23 protein-coding genes are annotated in these 22,988 nt (G+C 58.6%); 8 read left to right on the forward strand and 15 right to left on the reverse strand.

The features are described 5' to 3' along the window. The first annotated feature begins 515 nt into the window (after nt 1–515). Nucleotides 516–1,874: a dicarboxylate/amino acid:cation symporter gene (locus tag RX972_RS21650; protein WP_122707615.1), complete on the forward strand. Its 1,359-nt coding sequence runs from the start codon at nt 516–518 to the stop codon at nt 1,872–1,874. A 153-nt stretch (nt 1,875–2,027) separates the two neighbouring features. On the opposite strand, the gene RX972_RS21655 is transcribed toward RX972_RS21650, so the two are convergent. From RX972_RS21655 to RX972_RS21665, 3 genes are all read right to left on the reverse strand, one after another. Next, on the reverse strand, nt 2,028–2,486 hold the full coding sequence (locus RX972_RS21655; protein WP_122704244.1) for an REP-associated tyrosine transposase: 459 nt from the start codon (nt 2,484–2,486) through the stop codon (nt 2,028–2,030). A 329-nt stretch (nt 2,487–2,815) separates the two neighbouring features. Then, nucleotides 2,816–3,310, reverse strand: coding sequence for a SprT family zinc-dependent metalloprotease (locus tag RX972_RS21660; RefSeq protein ID WP_027901851.1), 495 nt, complete (start codon nt 3,308–3,310; stop codon nt 2,816–2,818). 184 nt (nt 3,311–3,494) lie between these two features. Then, on the reverse strand, nt 3,495–4,097 hold the full coding sequence (locus RX972_RS21665) for a Yip1 family protein (RefSeq protein ID WP_316878381.1): 603 nt from the start codon (nt 4,095–4,097) through the stop codon (nt 3,495–3,497). A gap of 284 nt (nt 4,098–4,381) precedes the next feature. Between RX972_RS21665 and ttcA the strand changes: the two genes are divergently transcribed. Next, nucleotides 4,382–5,206 carry a tRNA 2-thiocytidine(32) synthetase TtcA gene (gene ttcA, locus RX972_RS21670; protein WP_027901853.1) on the forward strand — a complete coding sequence of 275 codons (825 nt, stop codon included), beginning with the start codon at nt 4,382–4,384 and terminating at the stop codon, nt 5,204–5,206. 95 nt (nt 5,207–5,301) lie between these two features. On the opposite strand, the gene RX972_RS21675 is transcribed toward ttcA, so the two are convergent. Genes RX972_RS21675 through arsC form a run of 4 tightly spaced genes read right to left on the reverse strand, consistent with a single transcriptional unit; the run spans nt 5,302 to nt 7,367 of the window. Then, nucleotides 5,302–5,973: a DNA-3-methyladenine glycosylase I gene (locus tag RX972_RS21675; RefSeq protein WP_027901854.1), complete on the reverse strand. Its 672-nt coding sequence runs from the start codon at nt 5,971–5,973 to the stop codon at nt 5,302–5,304. Between the two features lie 29 nt (nt 5,974–6,002). After that, entirely contained in the window at nt 6,003–6,419 is a 417-nt protein-coding gene (locus tag RX972_RS21680; RefSeq protein ID WP_316878383.1) for a DUF2069 domain-containing protein, read from the reverse strand. Next, nucleotides 6,412–7,017, reverse strand: a complete 606-nt coding sequence (gene wrbA, locus RX972_RS21685) for an NAD(P)H:quinone oxidoreductase (RefSeq protein WP_027901856.1) — start codon at nt 7,015–7,017, stop codon at nt 6,412–6,414. Before wrbA ends, RX972_RS21680 begins: the two co-directional genes overlap by 8 nt. Further along, nucleotides 7,014–7,367, reverse strand: a complete 354-nt coding sequence (gene arsC, locus RX972_RS21690) for an arsenate reductase (glutaredoxin) (RefSeq protein ID WP_027901857.1) — start codon at nt 7,365–7,367, stop codon at nt 7,014–7,016. The genes wrbA and arsC overlap by 4 nt, the downstream gene beginning before the upstream one ends. A 297-nt stretch (nt 7,368–7,664) precedes the next feature. Here arsC and RX972_RS21695 point away from each other — a divergent pair, with 297 nt between their 5' ends. Continuing rightward, on the forward strand, nt 7,665–8,132 hold the full coding sequence (locus tag RX972_RS21695; RefSeq protein ID WP_122704252.1) for a TlpA family protein disulfide reductase: 468 nt from the start codon (nt 7,665–7,667) through the stop codon (nt 8,130–8,132). Nucleotides 8,133–8,219: 87 nt separating this feature from the next. On the opposite strand, the gene RX972_RS21700 is transcribed toward RX972_RS21695, so the two are convergent. From RX972_RS21700 to RX972_RS21715, 4 genes are all read right to left on the reverse strand, one after another. Next, nucleotides 8,220–8,624, reverse strand: coding sequence for an META domain-containing protein (locus RX972_RS21700; RefSeq protein ID WP_099270636.1), 405 nt, complete (start codon nt 8,622–8,624; stop codon nt 8,220–8,222). Further along, a complete protein-coding gene (locus RX972_RS21705; protein WP_027899236.1) occupies nt 8,621–9,058 on the reverse strand; it encodes a hypothetical protein in 438 nt (145 codons plus the stop codon). Before RX972_RS21705 ends, RX972_RS21700 begins: the two co-directional genes overlap by 4 nt. A gap of 55 nt (nt 9,059–9,113) precedes the next feature. Beyond that, nucleotides 9,114–10,103, reverse strand: a complete 990-nt coding sequence (locus RX972_RS21710; RefSeq protein ID WP_316878388.1) for a 2-hydroxyacid dehydrogenase — start codon at nt 10,101–10,103, stop codon at nt 9,114–9,116. Between the two features lie 460 nt (nt 10,104–10,563). Further along, the gene (locus RX972_RS21715; protein ID WP_263268100.1) at nt 10,564–13,317 is read right to left on the reverse strand and encodes a response regulator; all 2,754 of its coding nucleotides are present in this window, start codon (nt 13,315–13,317) and stop codon (nt 10,564–10,566) included. 257 nt (nt 13,318–13,574) lie between these two features. Between RX972_RS21715 and cysM the strand changes: the two genes are divergently transcribed. The 5 genes from cysM (at nt 13,575) to RX972_RS21740 (ending at nt 19,738) form a co-directional block, all read left to right on the forward strand. After that, nucleotides 13,575–14,477 carry a cysteine synthase CysM gene (gene cysM / locus RX972_RS21720; protein WP_027899233.1) on the forward strand — a complete coding sequence of 301 codons (903 nt, stop codon included), beginning with the start codon at nt 13,575–13,577 and terminating at the stop codon, nt 14,475–14,477. Beyond that, complete coding sequence (rlmD, locus tag RX972_RS21725) at nt 14,477–15,832, forward strand: 23S rRNA (uracil(1939)-C(5))-methyltransferase RlmD (RefSeq protein ID WP_316878391.1); 1,356 nt, start codon at nt 14,477–14,479, stop codon at nt 15,830–15,832. The genes cysM and rlmD overlap by 1 nt, the downstream gene beginning before the upstream one ends. A gap of 158 nt (nt 15,833–15,990) precedes the next feature. Further along, entirely contained in the window at nt 15,991–18,234 is a 2,244-nt protein-coding gene (relA, locus tag RX972_RS21730; protein WP_027899231.1) for a GTP diphosphokinase, read from the forward strand. Between the two features lie 97 nt (nt 18,235–18,331). Beyond that, nucleotides 18,332–19,165 (forward strand): nucleoside triphosphate pyrophosphohydrolase, encoded by an 834-nt coding sequence (mazG, locus tag RX972_RS21735; protein ID WP_231674971.1) that lies wholly within the window; start codon nt 18,332–18,334, stop codon nt 19,163–19,165. 30 nt (nt 19,166–19,195) lie between these two features. Beyond that, entirely contained in the window at nt 19,196–19,738 is a 543-nt protein-coding gene (locus RX972_RS21740; RefSeq protein ID WP_316878394.1) for a DUF2058 domain-containing protein, read from the forward strand. Nucleotides 19,739–19,822: 84 nt separating this feature from the next. Here RX972_RS21740 and RX972_RS21745 read toward each other — a convergent pair whose 3' ends face one another. The 4 genes from RX972_RS21745 to purM form a co-directional block, all read right to left on the reverse strand. After that, entirely contained in the window at nt 19,823–20,002 is a 180-nt protein-coding gene (locus tag RX972_RS21745) for a hypothetical protein (RefSeq protein WP_027899228.1), read from the reverse strand. A 380-nt stretch (nt 20,003–20,382) separates the two neighbouring features. Next, nucleotides 20,383–21,096 (reverse strand): DUF3108 domain-containing protein, encoded by a 714-nt coding sequence (locus RX972_RS21750; RefSeq protein ID WP_027899227.1) that lies wholly within the window; start codon nt 21,094–21,096, stop codon nt 20,383–20,385. A gap of 8 nt (nt 21,097–21,104) precedes the next feature. Then, entirely contained in the window at nt 21,105–21,755 is a 651-nt protein-coding gene (purN, locus tag RX972_RS21755; protein ID WP_099270631.1) for a phosphoribosylglycinamide formyltransferase, read from the reverse strand. Further along, the gene (gene purM, locus RX972_RS21760) at nt 21,755–22,813 is read right to left on the reverse strand and encodes a phosphoribosylformylglycinamidine cyclo-ligase (protein ID WP_316878398.1); all 1,059 of its coding nucleotides are present in this window, start codon (nt 22,811–22,813) and stop codon (nt 21,755–21,757) included. The genes purN and purM overlap by 1 nt, the downstream gene beginning before the upstream one ends. Between the last annotated feature and the right edge of the window lie 175 nt (nt 22,814–22,988).

The following is a 22,988-nucleotide window of genomic DNA, read 5'->3' on the forward strand; positions in this document are numbered from 1 at the left end:
GTTAGCTCCTACAAGGTCCGCGTTTCAAATCCATTATTGGAGTGATGTTTGATAGGAGCAGAGCTTGCTCGCGATAAACGATGACGCGGTCTGAGCTTCTGGCTGCGTCTCATTCATCGTCGGAATGCCGCCCAGACCAAGCCCGGCTCCCACAGAGAAAGGGTTTTAATCCGGATATTTAATTCACATCCAAAATCCTGGCCATCGTCTATAACCATGGGGTGGCGATATGATGGCGGATCGGCGGATACCCGCCACTCTTCCTGAATTTCTCCCGCTAATCGGCGGAAATCCGCCACTCTGAGCGGATCCTCAAACCCCAACTAGACTCCAACACACCGGTTTACATGCTGTTCAGCGTGTTTCTTGAAAGTGGCACGAGCCTTGCGATACAGGGGAGGGGTCTGCCCCGTGCAGCTCGACAAAACAAATCCCTCCAGTTGCAGGAGGGTTAGCTCGTTAGGCGTCGCGCGCATCACATGAATGGTGCCGACAACGCCCTTGAGGATGATTTCATGACGACTCGTCAGCCGATTTACAAATCCCTGTATTTCCAGGTCATCGTAGCAATCGTGATCGGTATTCTTATCGGCCACTTCTATCCTGACACCGGCAAGGCGCTCAAGCCGCTGGGCGACGGTTTCATCAAACTAATCAAAATGGTCATTGCCCCTATCATCTTCTGTACTGTGGTTAGCGGTATCGCTGGCATGCAGAACATGAAGTCGGTGGGCAAGACTGGTGGGTACGCGCTGCTGTACTTCGAAATCGTATCGACTATTGCCCTGCTGATCGGTCTGGTTGTGGTCAACGTTGTTCAGCCGGGTGCCGGCATGAACATCGACGTGAGCACGCTGGATGCTTCCAAGATCGCTGCTTATGTGACAGCGGGCGCTGACCAGAGCATCGTTGGCTTCCTGCTTAACGTGATCCCGAACACCATCGTCGGTGCCTTCGCTAACGGCGATATCCTGCAAGTCCTGATGTTCTCGGTGATCTTCGGCTTCGCGCTGCATCGCCTGGGTGCTTACGGCAAGCCGGTTCTGGACTTCATCGATCGCTTCGCTCACGTGATGTTCAACATCATCAACATGATCATGAAGCTCGCGCCTCTGGGTGCCTTCGGTGCCATGGCGTTCACCATCGGTGCTTACGGTGTGAGCTCGCTGGTGCAACTGGGCCAGTTGATGATCTGCTTCTACATCACGTGCGCATTGTTCGTTCTGATCGTACTGGGTGGCATCTGCCGCGCTCACGGCTTCAGCGTTCTCAAGCTGATCCGCTACATCCGTGAAGAGCTGCTGATCGTACTGGGTACTTCCTCGTCGGAATCGGCACTGCCTCGCATGCTGATCAAGATGGAGCGTCTGGGCGCACAGAAGTCGGTAGTAGGTCTGGTTATCCCCACTGGCTACTCGTTCAACCTGGACGGTACGTCGATCTACCTGACCATGGCTGCAGTGTTCATCGCTCAGGCGACCAACACTCACATGGACATCACCCATCAGATCACCCTGCTGCTTGTTCTGCTGCTGTCGTCCAAAGGTGCTGCTGGCGTGACCGGTAGCGGCTTTATCGTACTGGCTGCAACCCTGTCGGCTGTCGGCCATCTGCCGGTTGCCGGCCTGGCGCTGATCCTCGGTATCGACCGCTTCATGTCCGAAGCCCGCGCCCTGACCAACCTGGTAGGTAACGCTGTTGCCACCGTCGTGGTTGCCAAGTGGGTCGGCGAGCTGGACACCGACAAGCTGCAAACCGAGCTGGCTTCCGGTGGTCGTGCTATCGACAACACCGCTCCAGTAGATGATCTGGGTGTTGCTGAACTGGCTGAAGAGCCACTGACCCGCCCGATCCCGACGCGCAAGCCTGTCTAACCACAGCCCGCGTTACTGAAAAACCCATCTTCGGATGGGTTTTTTTATGGGCTGGCGGCTAGCCGCCACTATCTTTAGCAAGCTGATTCGACGACGTGGGATATGTGGGAGCGTGGCTTGCCCGCGATAAGGACGACTCGGTCTTAGGGGCAACTAAATCCAGACAGCGTCCCAAAGAGGATAATTACCAATACGCTTGACCAGGCCTGCGCGCACCGGGTTCATCACGACATAGCGCGCCAACGCCTTTAGATCCTCATCACGTCGAACGGCACGGTCATGAAAACCTTGCTGCCATATACTGCCCGTGCGCCCTTGTGCAGCATTTACTGCTGCGCACGTCAGGGACTTTGTACGCCCGACTGCCTGACTCAATGAACCACTCTTCAGTTCGAGTAACCAGTGGAAATGGTCAGGCATCACTACCCATGCCAGCGATTGGACAAGACCGTCGCGCTCGGCTTCCATGAACTGACGGGCCACAAGGCGCCCTATCCGCAGATCGCCAAATATCGGCTGACGATCTCGAGTATTGGACGTGATTAGATAAAATCGACCGCTTTCACTGTATCGGCCGACGCGGAGCTGGCGAGACTGATGGGTTGATAGCATTCCACTGCCTTTCTACCTTGCGAGACCCAAAAGCTAGACCAGGCTCTCGAGTAGGGGAGTGGGATTGCTTGCCAGAATGTGTCTGCCGCTTATACCGGGTCGCCCTTATCGCGGGCAAGCCACGCTCCTATCAAACATCACTCCAATAATGGATTTGAAACGCGGACCTTGTAGGAGCTAACTTGTTGGCGAAGCGGAATTTCTGACGATGCGGGTCCGACGTCTCGCCAACAAGTTGGCTCCTACAGGGTCTTCCGTTTGCTTAGCGACAGCGAGGTGTCAGGGATACCGGGACCACTCCCACAGATTCTGCGCAATCGCGTAGAACCTCAAACCACCCGCGTTTCACCACTGAACACCAGCGTTTCGCGGCAGCTGCGGCATAAATAGCGGCGGCCTTTGCGGACCATTTGGTGACGTTGGGCCGAGAACGGGAATTCGCTTCCCGGGCACGGGCAGCGGTAGATATAGCGCGTGACGCTGCGGCGCTGGACGGCGTAGGTGTGGCAGCGGTTGGGCGGCAGTTCGTAGACGCCGCGCATGATCAGTTGCCATTCCTCGCCGTGGGGCTGGATGCGGTCACCGAACAATTGGTGGGCGATCAGGTGCGCGACTTCGTGGGCGACGGTCTGGCGTAAAAAGTCTTCGCTGTTTTCCCGGTACAGCTGTGGGTTGAAGCGCAGCATGTTGTCATGCAAATGCGCGACACCGGCTTTTTGGCCGCGCAGCTTGAGGCTGACTACCGGGCGTGTGAAAGGGCGTTTGAAAAAGGCTTCGGCTTGTTGGTAACAGACTTCGACACGGGTGTTGAGTGGCTCGAGCATGCTTCATGGGTCTCCAGAGACGCCAAGTATGCCGTAAAAGGGCTGGATATCGAAAACCCAAGCTGCCGAATGGTCATGGGCAGACGCATATCCTTGTAGGAGCTGCCGAAGGCTGCGAAGCGGAGTGTCAGGGAAAATCGATTCGCAGCCTTCGGCAGCTCCTACAGAAAGCGAAGGGGTGTGTTCAATTGGTGTACTCCGGCCCAACGCCAATGCCCCACAGCACCACCGTAAACGCCATGATCGCCACCAGCACCACCAAACCTACGGCCAGTATGGAGCTTGAGAACATGAAGCCTTCGTCCGCCGGGATTTTCATGAAGGTCGGCACGCCGACGTACAGCAGGTAAACCGTGTAGCAGACGGCTGCCGTGCCGACCATCATGCCTAGCCACATGTGTGGATAAAGTGCAGCAAGACCGCCGATGAACAGCGGCGTCGCCGTGTAAGTCGCGAAGGCGAGGCAGCGTGCCAGGCTAGGCGTCGCATCGTAGGTGCGGGCCATCCAGTGGATGAAGCCGCCCATGATCGCAACACCGGCGAGCATGGCGATGTACGACATGATCGTCATCCATATTGCGCTTTCGTGGGTCAGCATGACCGGCGCTCGATCCCCAATTACCCAGCCCATCTGCGTGGTCCCGATATAGGCCGAAACCGCCGGGATTGCCGCCAGGATCAGGGTATGCGTGAGGTATAGATGGCCGATGCTTTGTTCTTCCTCGCCACGGATGTCCTGCCATTCCTGATCAGGATGGACAAACAACCCCCAGACGTGATGGATCATGTGGAGTACTCCTTCCTTTCTTGTACGACATGGAACCGTCTTTAGCCGGGAAGAAGCAGTACAGGCGATAGATTTACATCCCTGAAAATACTGCTTTCTCGTCCGCCCTCGATTTCAGTATAGGAAGCCTGACCTGTACAAAAAGCACCCGGTTAGAGCAATTGGCGATCTACAGGCCGCTGCTAATGCCCTCAGGCAGTAAACAGCAAGCTTTAGCCCCACGCCGTATTTATGCGTAAAATGCCGGGCTTTTCTCCTTGTCATTGCAACCGGATACCAGCGCCATGGGCACCCTTTCAGTCAATCAGAACAAACTGCAGAAACGCCTGCGTCGCCTGGCCGGTGAAGCCGTGGCCGACTTCAACATGATTGAAGAGGGTGACAAGGTCATGGTCTGCCTGTCTGGCGGCAAAGACAGCTACACCATGCTTGATGTGCTGATGCATTTTCAGAAGGTCGCTCCGATCAAGTTCGATATCGTCGCCGTGAACATGGATCAGAAGCAGCCGGGTTTTCCCGAGCACGTGCTGCCTGCTTATCTGGAAACGCTGGGCATCGAGTATCACATCGTCGAGAAAGACACATACTCGGTGGTCAAGGAACTGATCCCGGAAGGCAAGACCACCTGTTCGCTGTGTTCACGCCTGCGTCGCGGCACGCTGTACACCTTTGCCGACGAGATTGGCGCAACGAAAATGGCGCTGGGGCATCATCGCGATGACATCGTCGAGACGTTCTTCCTGAATATGTTCTTCAATGGCTCGCTGAAAGCCATGCCGCCCAAGCTGCGCGCCGACGATGGTCGCAACGTGGTGATCCGGCCATTGGCGTACTGCCATGAGAAGGACATTCAGGCTTATTCCGACTTCAGGAATTTCCCGATCATCCCGTGCAACCTGTGTGGTTCTCAGGAAAACCTGCAGCGTCAGGTGGTCAAGGACATGCTTCAGGAGTGGGAGCGCAAGACGCCGGGCCGGACCGACAGTATTTTCCGCAGCCTGCAGAATGTCATTCCGTCACAGCTGGCTGACCGCAATCTGTTCGACTTCACGAATCTGCGCATCGACGAAACCGCCGCATCGCGGTTTGTGAATGTGGTGAATATCTAAAGACGGTTTCTGTAGGAGCTGCCGCAGGCTGCGAAGCGCATTGGCTGATACTCCGCGATTCGCAGCCTTCGGCAGCTCCTACAGATTTAGTAGACTCAGTGATTCACCGTAAACGCCAGCATCGCTGACAGCTGGCACAACGGCCTGCCGCTTTCGCTTTGCCATTGGTTGAACACTTGCTGGACGATGGCCTGATCGCGTTTGCTGGTCGGGACTTTGTCGACGATCTTCTGGGCGTTGAGCGCGGCTACCACGTCCCAGGTCGGGATAAAGGTGTCTTTACCCACCATGCGCAGGAAGCGCGGCGCAGACAGTCCGCCCATCTGGTTGCCGTGTTTGGCGAGGTACTGCCAGAGCCCGGTGATGTCATCCACCGGCCATTGGGCGATGAAGTTGCCGAAACTGCCGTGTTCCTTTTCGATGTCCAGTACCAGTTGCGCATTGCGCGGCACGCTTTTGAGTTTGCCCAAGTGGCGAATGATCCGCGCATCCTGCATCAGCCGCTCAAGATGGTCGGCGCCCATGAGCACGACTTTTTCCGGATCGAAGCGGTAGAACACTTCCTCGAAAGTCGGCCACTTGGCGTCCACCAGGCTGTGTTTCAAACCGGCGCGGAACACCCGCAGGGCCATGGTCGACAGGTAGCGGTCGTCGCCGATGGCTTGCAGTTGTTTAGCGGTCTTGGGTGTCGGCAAATGTGCTTCGAGGGCTTTGGCCGAGCCGAAGCGGTTCAGGCAGTACTCATTCAGCCATTTGTAATCGTGCATTACTGCTCCAGAAAATGATGCGTACAGCCTCAGACTTGGCCTTCGCCCGCAAGTTTACGGTTTCGCTGAAAAGTCCATCTGATGTACAGCAGCGCGCTGACAAATACCCCGAGGCTGGCAAGCATCTCCAGGATGCCGAACAGCGAACGGTTGGGATCGAACGCTGCCAGCGCACCTTTGATGAAATACAGGTTGACCACGAAACACAGCCACGAATAAGAGCGGGGGCTGCCACTGATGATGCCCGGTGCGAACAACAGCAGCGGCACCAGTTCGATCAGCAGAATCACCCAGGGCCTCGCGCCGTGCAGGTCGGCAATCCACAGGTAATAAATGCTCAGCAGCGCAATCAGCCCGAAAAAACTGCTCAGGCTGATCAGGCGGCTGATTTTTACTCTCGGCTCAAGCCAGTCCAGCGCAGGCAGGACTTCAGGCTTTTTAGCCACGGGCCGGGTCTAGCAGAAGGGCGGTTTTCGCCAGACGCTGACCGAGTGCGCGACACAGTTGGGTTTCATGCGGGTCCAGCGGACGCTTGCCGTCAGGCCCGGCGTGGTGACTGGCGCCATAGGGGGTGCCGCCGCCGCTGGTTTCCACCAGTGCTGATTCGCTGTAAGGCAGGCCGGTGATCAGCATGCCGTGGTGCAGCAACGGCAGTAGCATCGACATCAAAGTGGTTTCCTGGCCGCCGTGCAGGCTGGCGGTTGAGGTGAACACGCTGGCCGGTTTGCCCACCAGCGCGCCGGTCAGCCACAGGTTGCTGGTGCCGTCGAGGAAGTACTTGAGCGGTGCCGCCATGTTGCCGAACCGCGTCGGGCTGCCAAGGGCCAGGCCCGCGCAGTTTTTCAGGTCATCCAGTGTGGCGAACAGCGCGCCACTTTCCGGGATGCTCGGCGCCACGGCTTCGCATTCGGTGGAAATCGCGGGTACGGTACGCAAGCGCGCTTCCATACCGCCCAGTTCGATACCGCGGGCGATCTGCCGGGCCATTTCGCTGGTTGAGCCGTTGCGGCTGTAAAAGAGGACCAGGATGTACGGCGTGCTCATGGTAAAAGCTCCAGGACGTTTTCTGGTGGGCGGCCGATGACGGCCTTGTCACCGGCGACCAGAATCGGCCGCTCGATGAGTTTGGGGTGCGCGACCATGGCGTCGATCAATGCGTCGTCGCTCAGGCTTTGGTCGGCCAGGTTGAGGGTTTTGTAATCGTCTTCGCCGGTGCGCAGCAGTTGACGGGCACTGATGCCCAGCTTGTTCAGCACGTCGCGCAATTGCCCGGCGTCGGGCGGGGTTTCCAGGTACAACACGATGGACGGGCTCAGGCCTCGGGCTTGCAGCAGTTCCAGCGCGCCGCGCGATTTGGAGCAGCGCGGGTTGTGATAAAGCGTCAGGTCGGTCATTTGCAGGTCGCATCCAGCATGAAGTGGCGGCTATTCTACCCGCCATAGGACCTGGGCTAAACACCAAGTGGTGATCGGTCGCAGGTTTAAGTATTCGATGAGAGTCGCCCCGGCGTCCCTGACAGCACGCTGTCGCGGAGCAAACATTGGACTGTAGGAGCTCACCGAGGTTACGAGGCCAGCGATGGCGGTGTGTCAGATAAACCGCTATCGCTGGCCTCGTAACCTCGGTGAGCTCCTACAGGATTTGGGTCAACTCTGAAAATTGCAGCTTGTTTGACAGGAGTGAGGAACAACATGGCGAGGCGATTGGCAGCGGTAGTGGCATTGGTCGGCAGTATGTTGCTGGCGGGGTGTGGCGTGGATCTGGGGACTGACCAGAACGGCCAGAAAGTTGCCAGCGAGCGTATCGACAAGCATTGGCTGGTGATCAATTACTGGGCTGAATGGTGCGGCCCGTGCCGGGTTGAAATCCCGGAGCTGAATCACCTGTCGGAAGAGCTCAAGGACCAGAAGGTGACGGTGCTTGGCGTCAATTTCGACAACTTGCAGGGCGAAGAGCTGAAAACCGCCAGCAACGCGCTGGGCATCAAGTTCACTGTGTTGGCTCAGGACCCGGCTGCGCAATATGACCTGCCGCCGAGTGAAGCCTTGCCGGTGACGTACATCATCGACGACAAGGGCAAGATGCGTGCGCAGTTGCTGGGCGAACAGACCGCCGCCGGTGTGACGGCGAAGTTGAAGGCGCTACGCGGGGAGGGGTGAAATCTAATAGGCAGGAAAAACCTCTATCGGCTGCACCATCACCTCGCGAACAAGTTCGCTCCTACCGGAAATGGTGCAACCCAGGGTTCAACCCTCTTCCCAGAACCTCAACGGTTTGCCTTGCGCAGGCCACAGGCGCAGTTGGTCGATGGGCGAGATGTCCCAGCGTTGGACTTTGCCAACCGCTTGCAGGAAGCGTTGCTCTTGCTCCATCAGGGCCGGGGCACACATTTTGCGGGTGCTGCCGACGGCACCAAACGTGATGGTCTCGTCCTGCAGGGTATACGACGCAAACCAGTGGTTGCAGCCGGCATTGCCGTAGGCGCGGCCATCGGCGCCCAGGGTCATGGTCAGGTGACTGTTGTCGATCAGCGGACGTTCGCCGATCCATTCCAGCACGTAACTTTGGTCATGCTTGATCGGCAGCGGTTTAGCCGCGCAGCCGACCAGCAAGGCAGCACCGACGAGTGCTGACAGGGCAAACGGTTTCATGCAGCTTTCTCCTGACACTTCTTGCAGAAGTGCTTCTCACCTTCGGATTTCCAGCCCAGCTCGGCAATGCGTGCTGATGCGGCGGGTTTCTGTGCGGCAACGCCAGCCTTGGCGTCAACCATGAACTCGAAGTCCAGCACCACACCGCAGCTGTCGCAATTGACCTTCCACTGATGGATGGCCAGCTCGTCGAACACTGGACCTTTGGCGACTGCAATCCATTGGCCGGGCGGGTTGATCAAGTGGCGGACCTTCTCGACCTGCAGGCGCATGTGCAGGGTTTTGCTGCCTTTGATGGTCACCAGCAGTTCGTCACGGTCGTGAATCGAACCGCCGTTGCCAGTCACTTGATAGCGCCCCGGTGCCAGGGTGCGGCACTCGGTCAGGGTGTGTTGCGGGTTGAGCATGCTGTAGCGAAAATCGTGTTCGGCCATGAGGTCCTCCAAATTGCGCGCATCCTATCACGCAGTTGTGGGATTTCTCTTCCCGCTAGCTTGCCACGAGATTTTGCGGCTGATCGCTGGCCCAGGCATGAATGTTGTCCAGCGTGGTCTGCGCGATAGCACCCAGGGCTTCGTGGGTCAGAAAAGCCTGATGAGCGGTCACGATTACATTGGGAAAGGTCAGCAGGCGGGCAAGCACGTCATCTTGCAACGGGTGATCGGACCGATCCTCGAAAAACAGCAGCGCTTCTTCTTCGTAGACATCCAGCCCCAGATAACCCAACTGACCGCTTTTCAAGGCTTCGCTCAGGGCCGGGGTGTCGACCAGCGCGCCGCGTCCTGTGTTGATCAACATGGCACCGCGCTGCATGGTCGCCAGCGACCGGGCATTGATCAGGTGTCGGGTTTGTGGCGTGAGCGGGCAGTGCAGGCTGATGATCTGTGACTGTTGCAGCAATTCTTCGAGGCTCAGGTAGCGGGCGCCCAAGGCTTCGACGTGTGGATTGGGGAAGGGGTCGTAGGCGAGCAACTCGCACCCGAAACCCGACATGATTTTGGCGAAGGTTGCGCCGATCTGCCCAGTGCCGACGATGCCGACGGTTTTGCCCACCAGATCGAAGCCGGTCAGGCCATGCAGGCTGAAATCGCCGTCGCGGGTGCGGTTGTAGGCGCGATGCAGGCGACGGTTGAGGGCCAGAATCAGCGCAACGGCATGTTCGGCCACGGCATGCGGTGAATAGGCGGGTACCCGCACCACGCTGATCCCCAGTTTCTGCGCGGTTGGCAGGTCGACATGGTTGTAGCCGGCCGAACGCAGAGCAATCAAACGAGTGCCACCGGCGGCCAGACGTTCAAGTACGGGCGCGCTGAGGTCATCATTGATGAACGCGCACACGACTTCGTGGCCGTCCGCGAGTGCGGCTGTTTCCATTGTCAGGCGAGCCGGCTGGAAGTGCAGTTGCAGCGATTCAGGCAGACGCGCGGCAAGAAAGCTGTCGCGGTCGTAAGTCTGGCTGCTGAAGATCAGAGTGCGCATCTACGATTCCTTGTAGTGTTGGAGAGATACCGGATCCTGTAGGCGCTGCCGAAGGCCGAGAAAGCGGTGTGTCAGATATATTGCTTTGCAGCTTCGGCGGCTCCCATCAAAAATAACTAACTGAATTCAAATGCTTTTTCTGTAGGAGTGGTCCCGGTATCCCTGACACCTCGCTGTCGCTAAGCAAACGGATGACCCTGTAGGAGCCAACTTGTTGGCGAGACGTCGGACCCGCATCGTCAGAAATTCCGCTTCGCCAACAAGTTAGCTCCTACAAGGTCCGCGTTTCAAATCCATTATTGGAGTGATGTCTGATAGGAGCGCGCTTGCCCGCGATTGCGCCAGCACAGACGATATATTCATCGACTGACAGACCGAATCGCGGGCAAGCGCGCTCCTACAGTTCTATGTTTGGCGCGAGTGAGCGCGGTGCCATGGATCGTGGGCTCAAACCCTTCGATCAGGCACTCACCCGCGCTTCGTCGGCCAGGCGTTTTATGGCTGATTCGAGTTCGTCCAGAGCATCGTGAACTTGTGGTGCATTTTGCTTGAGTAGCGTTTCGCTGCGTTGACATGCAGCACGTAATTGCGGAACTCCACAGTATCGGGTTGCGCCGTGCAGGCGATGGACGCGTTCGAGCAGGGCTTCCCGGTCATCGCTTTCACGGGCTGAGCGAATCGCTTCACGGTCGCCTTCCAGTGATGCCAGCAACATGGCCAGCATGTCGGCGGCGAGATCGGGTTTGCCAGCGGCCAGTTTCAATCCTTCGCTGTGATCAAGCACATGCATGTCGGCACTGCGGTGAGTGTTTTCGGTTTGACGCTCCGGTGCCTGATTGCGCAGGGCCAGGCCGGTCCACTTGAGCACCACCTGGGCCAGTTGTCGTTCACTGATAGGCTTGGTCAGGTAATCGTCCATGCCGCTCTGCAGCAGCGCGCGCTTTTCATTGGCCATGGCGTGGGCGGTCAGGGCGACGATAGGCAGCGACGAACTCTGGCGTTCGGTCTCCCAGGCGCGGATTGCTTCAGTGGTCTGACGCCCGTCCATGCCGGGCATTTGCACGTCCATGAGCACCAGATCGAACGTCTCGGTCTTCACCGCGTGCAGCGCTGCATAGCCGCTGTCCACCGCAGTCACTTCGGCGCCCATGTCTTCCAGCAGGGTTTGCACCAGCAGCAGGTTGGCCGGGTTGTCGTCCACGCACAGCAGACGTGGCGGACGGCTCGACAACGGTTCGGCGGTATCGCTGCGCTGGGCGACCGGGCTGATCAGCTCGCACAAGGCGCGGCGCAGTTTGCGGGTGCAGGCCGGTTTGGCCTGCAACTGGGTATAGATGTCCGGGACCGCAAGCTGGAACAACGCCTGCTCGGTGGTCGGACACAGCACCAGCACTTTGCAGTCGAGGTTTTCCAGGTCCCAGATGTGCTGGCGCAGGCGCTCGGGCGGCAGCTCGTGAGCGGTGATACCCAATACGGCGAGGCTGATCGCTGCGGGTGTTTGATGCGCCGCGGTGACACCGTTGAGCAGGTTTTCCAGGTTGTTGAACACCAGTGTCTGCAAGCCGCAGTCTTCCAGTTGATGCTCAAGGGCTTGCCGCGCCAGATCGTGATGCTCCATTACCGCGACCCGCAGCCCCTGCAACGGCAGGGCGGGTGCGTCCTCGATATCGTCTCGGGCTTTGGGCAGGCGCAGGCTGATCCAGAACTCCGAACCTTCGCCCGGCTCACTGTCGACGCCAATCTCGCCCCCCATCTGCTCGATCAACCGCTTGGAAATCACCAGGCCCAGACCGGTACCGCCCGGCTGTCGGGACAACGAGTTATCGGCCTGGCTGAAGGCCTGAAACAAGGCGCGCACGTCCTGGCTGGACAAGCCGATCCCAGTGTCCTGCACGCTAATGCGTAACTGGGCGCTGTCTTCGCTTTCGTCCTCGACCATGGCCCTGGCGACGATAGTGCCTTCCCGGGTGAACTTGATCGCGTTGCTGACCAGATTGGTCATGATCTGCTTCAGGCGCAGCGGGTCGCCAAGCAATGACAGTGGCGTGTCGCGGTACACCAGACTGACCAGTTCCAGCTGTTTGGCGTGGGCAGCCGGGGCAAGAATGGTCAGTGTGTCCTGCAGCAGATCACGCAGGTTGAACGGCACATTATCGAGGACCAGTTTGCCGGCCTCGATCTTCGAGAAGTCGAGAATTTCGTTGATGATCCCCAGCAGGCTGTCGGCCGATTTTTCGATGGTGCTCAGGTAATCGTACTGGCGCGGCGTCAGATCGCTTTTCTGCAGTAAATGGGTAAAACCAAGAATGCCATTGAGCGGCGTGCGGATTTCATGGCTCATGTTGGCCAGGAATTCGGATTTGATCCGGCTGGCTTCCAGCGCTTCTTTGCGCGCCAGATCCAGTTCGATGTTCTGGATTTCGATGGTTTCCAGATTCTGCCGGACGTCTTCAGTGGCCTGCTCGATGCTGTGTTGCAATTCTTCCCGAGCGTTTTGTAGCGTTGCGGCCATGCGGTTGATGCCCGAAGCCAGTTCATCCAGTTCCAGACTGCCCAGCGGTGGCAGGCGGGTTTCCAGATTACCGTCCTTGAGTTGGGAAACCGCTTGTTTGATCAGGCTGATAGGGCCGTTGATCGTGCGGCTCATGCGCAGCGCGAGCACTGCGGTCAGGGCCATCCCGCCCAGAATCAGCAGCAGGCTGAAAAACATGCTGCGATAACCGCGCAGCAATGTACCGCTGTGGGTCAGCTCGACTTCGACCCAGCCCAGCAGGCGGTCGGCTTCATTCGGGATGATTTCGCCGGTCAGGTGACGTTCGCGACCGAGCACCGGTAGCAAGTAGCGTGTCGCATCGTTGCCGGTGCGTTGCAGGAGTTTTGTGCTGTTGCCCTCGGGAGGCGAGTTGATCATGCTCGGCCCGGCATGGGCCAGTGGCACCCGGTCTGCGCTGAGAAACGATACGGAACGTACGTCGTTCTCTTCCAGCGTCTCCACTGCGATGCGTTCAAGCAGGGCGCTGTCACCGCGGTCCAGCGCTGGCGCGGCAAGAGGCGCAAGCTCCTCGGCAATCATTTCGCCGCGCTGTAACAATTGCTCCTGCAAGTCGTGCAGCTGCATCCAGGTGAAATATCCCCCCAGCAGCGTCGCCATGAGAATGGCCGGCACGACGGTCAGCAGCAGGACGCGGCCTTTGATACCCAGCTTTTTCAGCACACTTTTTTCTCCAGCGGGCGAGGATGGCCGGTGAGCTACACAGGCTTGTAAGGTGGTGATGGCAGGTTGGTGTCAGGCAGTGTAGCTATTTAACCGGAGACAATCGCCGCATATTACCCCTACTGGGTGAAGGGTGGCTTTGCATCGCTGACTATGCGTTATTCCATTTGGCGATAAGACCCGCACTTTGCGTGATATGGGCTTTAGGAGTTTGCCGTTATGATAGGCGCCCCCGCAGTCTGGATTGCGAATACGCCATGACCCTGCAGTACCCAACCATTGCCGATTGCGTCGGCAACACCCCGCTTGTGCGCTTGCAGCGCATGGCGGGTAATACCAGCAATACGCTCCTGCTGAAACTGGAGGGGAACAACCCTGCCGGTTCGGTCAAGGATCGTCCTGCGCTGTCGATGATTACCCGTGCCGAACTGCGTGGTCAGATTCATCCTGGTGACACCCTGATCGAAGCGACCTCCGGTAACACTGGCATCGCCCTGGCCATGGCCGCCGCGATCAAGGGTTACAAGATGGTCCTGATCATGCCGGACAACTCCAGCGCCGAACGCAAGGCGGCGATGACTGCCTATGGCGCCGAGCTGATTCTGGTCAGCAAGGAAGAGGGCATGGAAGGTGCCCGTGACCTGGCCGAGCGGATGCAGAGCGAAGGTCGCGGCAAGGTGCTTGACCAGTTTGCCAACGGCGATAACCCGCAGGCGCATTACACCAGCACCGGCCCCGAAATCTGGCAGCAGACAGGTGGCACAGTCACCCATTTCGTCAGCTCCATGGGGACCACCGGCACCATCATGGGCGTGTCGCGTTACCTGAAAGAACAGAATCCGAATGTGCAGATCGTCGGACTGCAACCGATGGAAGGCGCAGCGATTCCGGGTATTCGTCGCTGGCCGGAAGAGTACCTGCCACGCATTTATCAGGCTGATCGGGTGGATCGCATCATTGATATGGGCCAGGTCGAGGCCGAAGAGACCATGCGCCGTCTGGCCCGCGAAGAAGGCATCTTCTGCGGTGTGTCCTCGGGCGGTTCGGTCGCGGGCATGTTGCGTCTGTCCCGTGAAGTCGAAAATGCGGTCCTGGTCGCGATCATTTGTGACCGTGGCGACCGTTACTTGTCGACCGGCGTCTATGACGCGCCCAACTGATGGCCAAACATGAAAGAGGCCTGCGCTTCCAGCCAGCAGGCGGTACCCGGGCAAACCAGATCCCGACGGGCAAGAAACAGCGGCTGACCATCGAGCGCCTGGCGAACGATGGGCGCGGCATCGCGTTTTTCGAAGGCAAGACCTGGTTCGTCGCGGGCAGCCTGGCAGGCGAAGCGGTCGAGGCGCGGGTACTCAATGCCCACGGCAAAATCGTTGAAGCACGCACCGAACGTGTGTTCCAGGGCAGCGCGATGCGTCGTCCTGCGCCGTGCGTGCATTTTGGTCGCTGCGGCGGCTGCAGCGTGCAGCATGTGCCCCACGCTGAACAGCTCGCCCTGAAACAGCGCATGCTCGCCGAGCAGTTGCAGCGGGTCGCGGGCGTTGAGCCGGAGCAGTGGGCAGCGCCGCTGACCGGTCCGGAGTTTGCCTACCGCAGGCGCGCCCGGGTCGCGGTACGCTGGGACATCAAGGCGAAACGGCTGGACGTGGGATTTCGTGCCGCCGCCAGCCAGGACATCGTCGCCATCGATGAATGCCCGGTGCTGGTACAGGCTTTGCAACCGATCATGATGCAGCTGCCGGGAATGCTGAAAAGCTTTAGCAAGCCTCAGGTGCTGGGGCATGTCGAATTGTTTTGGGGGACATCGAGCGCGGTACTGGTTCGGCACACTGCGCCACTGGCTGAAACCGATCTCAATAATTTGAAAGCATTTTGCCATACTCATGACGCACAACTATGGTTGCATGGGGACGGTGATCCGCAGCCGGTAGACGCTTCGCAATCCCTGGGCTATCGATTGGAGCCTTGGGATCTGGAGCTGGCGTATCGGCCGGGAGATTTCATTCAGGTTAACGCGGCGGTCAACACCGCGATGATCGAACAGGCGCTGGAGTGGTTGGCACCTCAGGCCGATGAGCGGGTACTGGATCTGTTTTGCGGGCTGGGCAATTTTGCCCTGCCATTGGCGAAAACGGTCAAAGAGGTGGTAGCGGTCGAAGGGGTTGCGACCATGGTCGAGCGTGCTACCCGCAATGCAATGAGTAATGATCTACACAACGTGGCATTTTTTCAGGCGGATCTTTCGCAGCCGCTGGACAAGGCTGAATGGGCAGCGCAAGGCTTTACTGCGGTGCTGTTGGACCCGCCGCGTGACGGTGCTTTTGAGGTGGTGCGCAAGCTGAAGACATTAGGCGCCCGCCGGTTACTTTATGTTTCATGTAATCCGGCAACTTTGGCTCGTGACACTGTCGAATTGCTCAGTCAGGGCTACAGATTAAAACGTGCCGGTATCCTCGATATGTTTCCACAGACGGCACATGTCGAGGCGATGGCGTTATTTGAAGCGAGTAAGTAAGCGGCGGCCCAGGGAATCGAGTCGGCTGCTTACACGGAGTCTCGTTTAATCCGACTGACCCGCGGACACCAGTCCTCGCTTGCCCGGTGAGGAGTGTTCGCTCAAGAAGGTCAGCGACTGTAGGCGCTATTCATCGCGCCGTAGGGAAGGTAAGCAACATGGTACAGGTGAGAGCACACCAGCCGATAAACACAGACGGCAGTATCAATCTCGACGCGTGGCTTGATCATGTGGTCAGCGTCGACCTCATAGTGGACCGACAGGCGCTGAAAGAGGCCTGTGAATTTGTTCGGCAAGCCGAGCAGCAGGACAATGCAGCGAAGAATCTCTGGGCCGAAGGCACGTCCAGTTTCCATACGGGACTGGAAATCGCCGAGATCCTCGCCGACCTCAAGCTGGACCAGGATTCGCTGGTTGCAGCGGTTCTGTACCGGGGCGTGCGCGAAGGCAAGATTCCGTTGCCGGATGTCGAACAGCGTTTCGGCGCAACGGTCGCCCGACTGATTGATGGCGTGCTGCGCATGGCGGCAATCAGCGCCAGCCTCAGTCCGCGCCAGTCGTTGGTATTGGGCACTCAGGTGCAGGTGGAAAACCTGCGCAAGATGCTGGTCGCCATGGTCGACGACGTCCGCGTTGCCTTGATCAAGCTGGCCGAGCGTACGTGCGCGATCCGTGCGGTGAAAAATGCCGACGAAGAAAAGCGCAATCGCGTGGCCCGTGAAGTCTTTGATATTTATGCGCCTTTGGCCCACCGCTTGGGTATCGGCCATATCAAATGGGAGCTGGAGGACTTGTCCTTCCGCTACCTGGAACCTGAGCAATACAAGCAGATCGCCAAGTTGTTGCATGAACGTCGCCTTGATCGCGAACGTTTCATCAGCGATGTGATGTCGCAACTGGACAACGAACTGCTGGCCACCGGCGTCAAAGCCGATATCAGTGGCCGGGCCAAACACATCTATTCCATCTGGCGCAAAATGCAGCGCAAGGGTCTGGATTTCAGCCAGATCTACGACGTTCGCGCCGTGCGGGTGCTGGTTCCGGAAATGCGCGACTGCTACACCGCGCTGGGTATCGTGCACACCTTGTGGCGGCACATTCCCAAGGAGTTTGACGACTACATCGCCAACCCCAAGGAAAACGGCTATCGCTCGCTGCACACCGCGGTCATCGGGCCGGAAGGCAAGGTGCTGGAAGTCCAGATCCGTACCCATGCGATGCACGAAGAAGCCGAACTGGGGGTTTGTGCGCACTGGCGTTACAAAGGCACCGACGTCAAATCCGGCTCCAATCATTACGAAGAGAAAATCTCCTGGCTGCGTCAGGTGCTGGAATGGCACGAAGAACTGGGCGATATCGGTGGGCTGGCTGAACAGCTGCGCGTCGACATCGAGCCGGATCGCGTCTACGTCTTCACGCCGGACGGCCACGCCATTGACTTGCCCAAGGGGGCTACGCCGCTGGACTTCGCTTATCGGGTGCACACCGAAATCGGCCATAACTGCCGGGGCGCGAAGATCAATGGCCGGATCGTACCGCTCAACTACAGCCTGCAGACTGGTGAGCAGGTCGAGATCATCACCAGTAAGCAGGGGACGCCGAGCCGTGACTGGCTGAACTCCAACCTGGGTTACATCACCACCTCCCGGGCGCGGGCGAAGATCGTTCACTGGTTCAAATTGCAGGCGCGTGATCAGAACGTTGCTGCGGGTCGAACCTTGCTTGAGCGGGAGCTGGCGCGTCTGGCACTGCCAGCGGTGGACCACGAGCGGTTGGCGGAAAAAGCCAACATGCGCGCCGCCGACGATATGTACGCGGCATTGGGTGCGGGCGATCTGCGTCTGACTCAACTGGTCAATCTGGCGCAACAGCTGGTCGAGCCAGAGCGCGGCAACGAGCAACTGGAACTGATCCCACGCAAAGCCACCGGCTACAAGCCCGGCAAGCGTGGCGATATTCAGATTCAGGGTGTCGGCAACCTGATGACGCAGATGGCGGGTTGCTGCCAGCCGCTGCCGGGCGATGCCATCGTCGGCTATATCACGCAAGGCCGTGGGGTGAGCATTCACCGTCAGGACTGCGCCTCGGTCCTGCAGTTGGGCGGTCGCGAGCCCGAGCGGATCATTCAGGTCAGTTGGGGCCCGGTGCCGGTGCTCACTTATCCGGTGGACATCATCATCCGTGCTTACGACCGTTCCGGTCTGCTGCGTGACGTATCGCAGATCCTGCTCAACGAGCGGATCAACGTGCTGGCGGTCAACACCCGCTCGAACAAAGAGGACAACACGGCGTTGATGTCGCTGACCATCGAGATCCCGGGGCTGGATGCCTTGGGCCGCTTGCTGGGGCGGATCTCGCAATTGCCGAACATTATCGAGACGCGGCGTAACAGAACGCCTTGAGGCGTAGCTGCAAGCTTTAAGCTACAAGCCGCAAGCTGGACGCGGACAACTTGTAGCTTGGGGCTTGTAGCTTAAAGCTGTGACCGAAGGGAACCCCATGTATTCGCTCCAAGACCTGCTCCACCTCATGGCCCGTCTGCGTGACCCGAAATACGGTTGCCCGTGGGACGTGCAGCAGAATTACGCCAGCATCGTGCCGCACACCCTTGAAGAGGCTTACGAAGTGGCCGACGCCATTGAGCGCGGTGACTTCGATGATCTCAAGGGTGAGCTGGGCGATTTGCTTTTTCAGGTGGTGTACTACAGCCAACTGGCCAGGGAAGAAGGGCGGTTCGAGTTTGACGGCGTGATTGATGGCATTACGCGCAAGCTGATCCGTCGTCACCCTCATGTTTTTCCCACTGGCGATTTGTATGCGCCACTGGAAACGCCGCGCTTGAGCGACGAAGAGGTCAAGCAGCGCTGGGAGGAGATCAAGGCTCAGGAACGGGCCGTCAAGGCAAAAGCGCCTGAGCAGTTGTCACTGCTCGACGATGTGCCCGCCGTGTTGCCTGCGTTGTCTCGTGCCGCCAAGTTGCAAAAACGGGCATCACAGGTAGGTTTCGACTGGCCTTCAGCCTTGCCCGTGGTCGACAATGTCCGCGAAGAGCTCGATGAAGTGCTGGAAGCCATGGCTGACAACGACGCTGCGGGCATTGAGGAAGAGGTTGGCGATCTGTTGTTTGCAGCGGTGAATCTGGCCCGGCATCTCAAGGTCGATCCTGAAAATGCCCTGCGCGCTGCCAACCGCAAATTCGAACGCCGCTTCCGATTTATCGAACAGGCATTGCGCGACACCCAGCGTCCCATGGAAGATTGCACCCTTGAAGAAATGGACGCTCTGTGGGGCGAAGCCAAACGTCAGGAAAAGAACGCGCCCAGCTGTGGCTGAGCTCGCTGCATCTGCATAAGTGAGTAGACAATGAGCATTTCCCTTCGCGATCAGTTACTCAAGGCAGGCCTGGTCAACCAGAAGCAGGCCAAACAGGTCAGCAAAGACAAGCAGAAAGAACAGCGTCTGGCCCACAAAGGTCAGATTGAAATTGACGACTCGCAAAAGCGTGCCGCCCATGAAGCCGCGGCCGAGAAGGTCAAGCGCGATCAGGAGCTCAATCGGCAGCAGCAGGAGAAGGTCGAGCAGAAGGCCCGCGCCGCTCAGGTCAAGCAATTGATCGAATCTTCGCGTCTGCCCAAGCTGACCACCGAGGATTACTACAACTTCGTCGACGACAAGAAGGTCAAGCGCCTGTCGGTCAACAACCTGATGCGCAGCAAGCTGAGCAACGGCTCGCTGGCCATCGTCAGTCATGGTGGGGGCTATGAAGTCATTCCCCGTGAGGCGGCGCTGAAGATTCAGGAGCGCGACCCGCGTCGCATCGTGATGTTGAGCGAGCCGACTGAAGAGAAGGCAGACGGCGATGATCCGTACGCGGCTTACAAGATCCCTGATGATCTGATGTGGTAATACCAGCGTCGTGTCAAAACAAAACCCGCCAAGTGCGGGTTTTGTTTTTTAAGCGATTCTGTTTGTCATCCAGCACGTTAGCGATCACTGACTGCGTTGGTTTTCCTGCGCCTCGAGTTCCATCTTGTAGCGCTGCGCATCGGACTCTACGTGAAACATGCCGACCAGTTGATCCTGCTGGTAGACGTCCCAGATTTGAATGCCATCGGCAATGCTTTCATGGGAGATATGGGCGTCATCGCGTTCAGTTACTATTACGGTCATCGTTCAAACTCCTGACTTGGACTGCGGCGATCTGTCGCAGGCCTCAGTTATAGAATTTGTTAGCTGACTACGTAAATAGTTGGTTTTTTTCATGTTCGGTTGCAGAGCACGGCAGGTTGCCGGGAGCCTTTATTTATAAGGGCTACAGCGGGTCTGTCAGGTAAATGAAGATTATTTCATGTGGCGCTCGCAGGTTCAGACTGACGCGTAATCCCGGTAGGAGCGAACTTGTTCGCGAGGGGCTGGTACAGACGATAGATGAGCATCGCCTGCCTAACCGCCTCGCCAACAAGTTGGCTCCTACCGTGGGTGGTGATGTCGAGGACCGCACAAAAAAGCCCCGCACAATGGCGGGGCTCTTGAGTACGGCTTGGCTGCTATCAGCTGCCTTTGACCGCTTTGCCATTCACCGTGCCGTCCAGCAGCATGATGTTGTATTCCTTGCCGTCGGTTTCGACCTGTTGCAGGCGAACCAGCAGGTAGTCCCAGTCCTTGGCGAACCAGAGCACGGTAATACGCTTGCTTTGCGTCGGGTCGCGCACGCGCTCGACCTTGATGGCGTCGATCTGACCGGCCTTGGTGGCGACCTTCTCGGAGCCCAGCACACGGAAATCGTAAGTATCAATCTCGTCACCGTCGACGACTTGATAGGTCATGGTCTTCTTGCCAGCGGCCACATCGTGTTGCAGGGCCAGTTGGTAAGTGGATTTGTCCAGAACACCACGGTTCAGCGGCAGCTTGACGGCGTCGCCGCGATCCGTGCCGGTGATGAACTTGGTGGACCAGTCGAACGCCAGATCAACTTTCTTGGACTTGCCCAGACCACCACGCTCGAAGTTGTAGGTCTGCGGCAGCATGGTGTCCTTGTCGACCTTCAGCGTGCTGACTTCGCTCAGACTGGCGATCATCATGGAAGCCTTGAAATTCAGGGTCCAGACGCCGTTTGGGCCGGAGGTCAGGCTGCGTTCGGCCGTGCCGCTCATGGGCAGCTGTTTCCAGTCGGCGGTGTAGCTGGCGGAGAAGGGTTGCAGGTCTGCGGCCTGGGTGGCAGGCAATGCGAGCAGAGCGAAAGCGAACAGCAAAGCGCGACGCATAATATCTCCTAGGTTCGAATCAAGTGGCCATTGGCGGCGATCAACTGCCCGTCCAATAATGCGCCTTCTGCGGCAAGGCTCAAGCGGCCCTCGGCAAACCAGCGAATAGCCAGTGGGTAGATGTGGTGTTCCTGAACATGAACACGCTGGGCAAGAGTGCTCGGCGTATCGTTGGGCTCCACCGAAATCACTGATTGTACGACCAGTGGTCCACCGTCGAGTTCCTCGGTGACGAAGTGCACGGTACAGCCATGCTCGGCGTCGCCAGCTTCCAGCACCCGTTGGTGGGTGTGCAAGCCTTTATAGAGAGGAAGCAGGGAAGGGTGGATGTTCAGCAGGCGCCCCTGATAATGCCGGACGAAGCCCGCGGTCAGGATGCGCATGAATCCGGCGAGGACAACCAGCTTCGGCTGGTAGGTGTCGATCACTTCGATCAGCGCGGCATCGAATGCCTCGCGACCGTCGTAATCCTTGTGATCGAGGACGCTGGTATCGATACCTGCGTCCCTGGCGCGCTGCAAACCGAAGGCATCGGCGCGGTTGGAAATCACCGCGCGGATACGGGCGGGGTGATCACCGCCCTTGAAGCTGTCGATCATGGCTTGCAGGTTGCCACCGGTGCCGGACAGCAGCACCACTACATCGCAGGTTGCGGGCATCAGTGCGCCTTGAGGTTTTTCAGCTCGACTTGCGCAGCGCCTTCGGCAGCGGTGGCGATCTGGCCGATGACCCAAGGCTGCTCGCCCGCTTCGCGCAGAGCGTTCAGCGCGGTTTCAACGTGCTCCTGAGCGACGCAGATAACCATGCCGACGCCGCAGTTCAGCACGCGGTGCATTTCGTTTTCAGCGACGTTGCCTTGCTGCTGCAGCCAGTCGAATACCGCTGGACGCTGCCAGCTCGCCACGTCGACCACTGCCTGAGCGCCAGCTGGCAGCACGCGCGGGATGTTGTCCAGCAGACCGCCGCCAGTGATGTGGGCCATGGCTTTGACAGCGCCCGTCTCCTTGATCAGCTTGAGCAGAGGTTTGACGTAGATGCGGGTCGGTGCCATCAGCAGTTCGGTCAGCGGCTTGCCGTCCAGCTGGATGGTTTCGATATCGGCACCGGCGACTTCGATGATCTTGCGGATCAGTGAGTAGCCGTTGGAGTGCGGACCGGAAGACGGCAGGGCGAGCAGGGCATCACCGGCAGCGACTTTCGAGCCGTCGATGATCTCGGCCTTCTCCACGACGCCAACGCAGAAGCCTGCCAGGTCGTAGTCTTCGCCTTCGTACATGCCTGGCATTTCGGCAGTCTCGCCGCCTACCAGCGAGCAACCCGCCAGTTCACAGCCAGCGCCGATGCCGGTGACCACGTCAGCAGCGGTGTCGACGTTGAGTTTGCCGGTGGCGTAGTAATCCAGGAAGAACAGCGGCTCTGCGCCGCACACCACCAGGTCGTTGACGCACATGGCGACCAGATCGATGCCGATGGTGTCGTGCTTGTTCAGGTTCAGCGCCAGGCGCAGTTTGGTGCCGACGCCGTCGGTGCCGGAAACCAGCACAGGCTGCTTGTAGCCAGCCGGGATTTCGCAGAGGGCGCCGAAGCCACCCAGGCCGCCCATGACTTCCGGCCGCTTGGTGCGCTTGGCAACGCTCTTGATGCGTTCGACCAATGCTTCACCGGCGTCGATGTCTACACCGGCGTCTTTGTAGCTCAGGGAGGGTTGCTTGCTCATAATCCAGGCCTTTAGGGGGGATTCGGGGGATCGACCGAAACAGCGGGGCCGCTGAAAGCTGTGTCCAGTTTTCGGGCCGCCACCATCGCCAGTCTGCGAAGGCGCGCGATTTTATCAGGCTTGGGCCTTACCGGCCATCCTTAGGCCGACGGGCTGGCGCATTGAAAGCAAAAAA

Source organism: Pseudomonas syringae group sp. J309-1 (assembly GCF_032582135.1).
GTDB lineage: Bacteria > Pseudomonadota > Gammaproteobacteria > Pseudomonadales > Pseudomonadaceae > Aquipseudomonas > Aquipseudomonas quasicaspiana.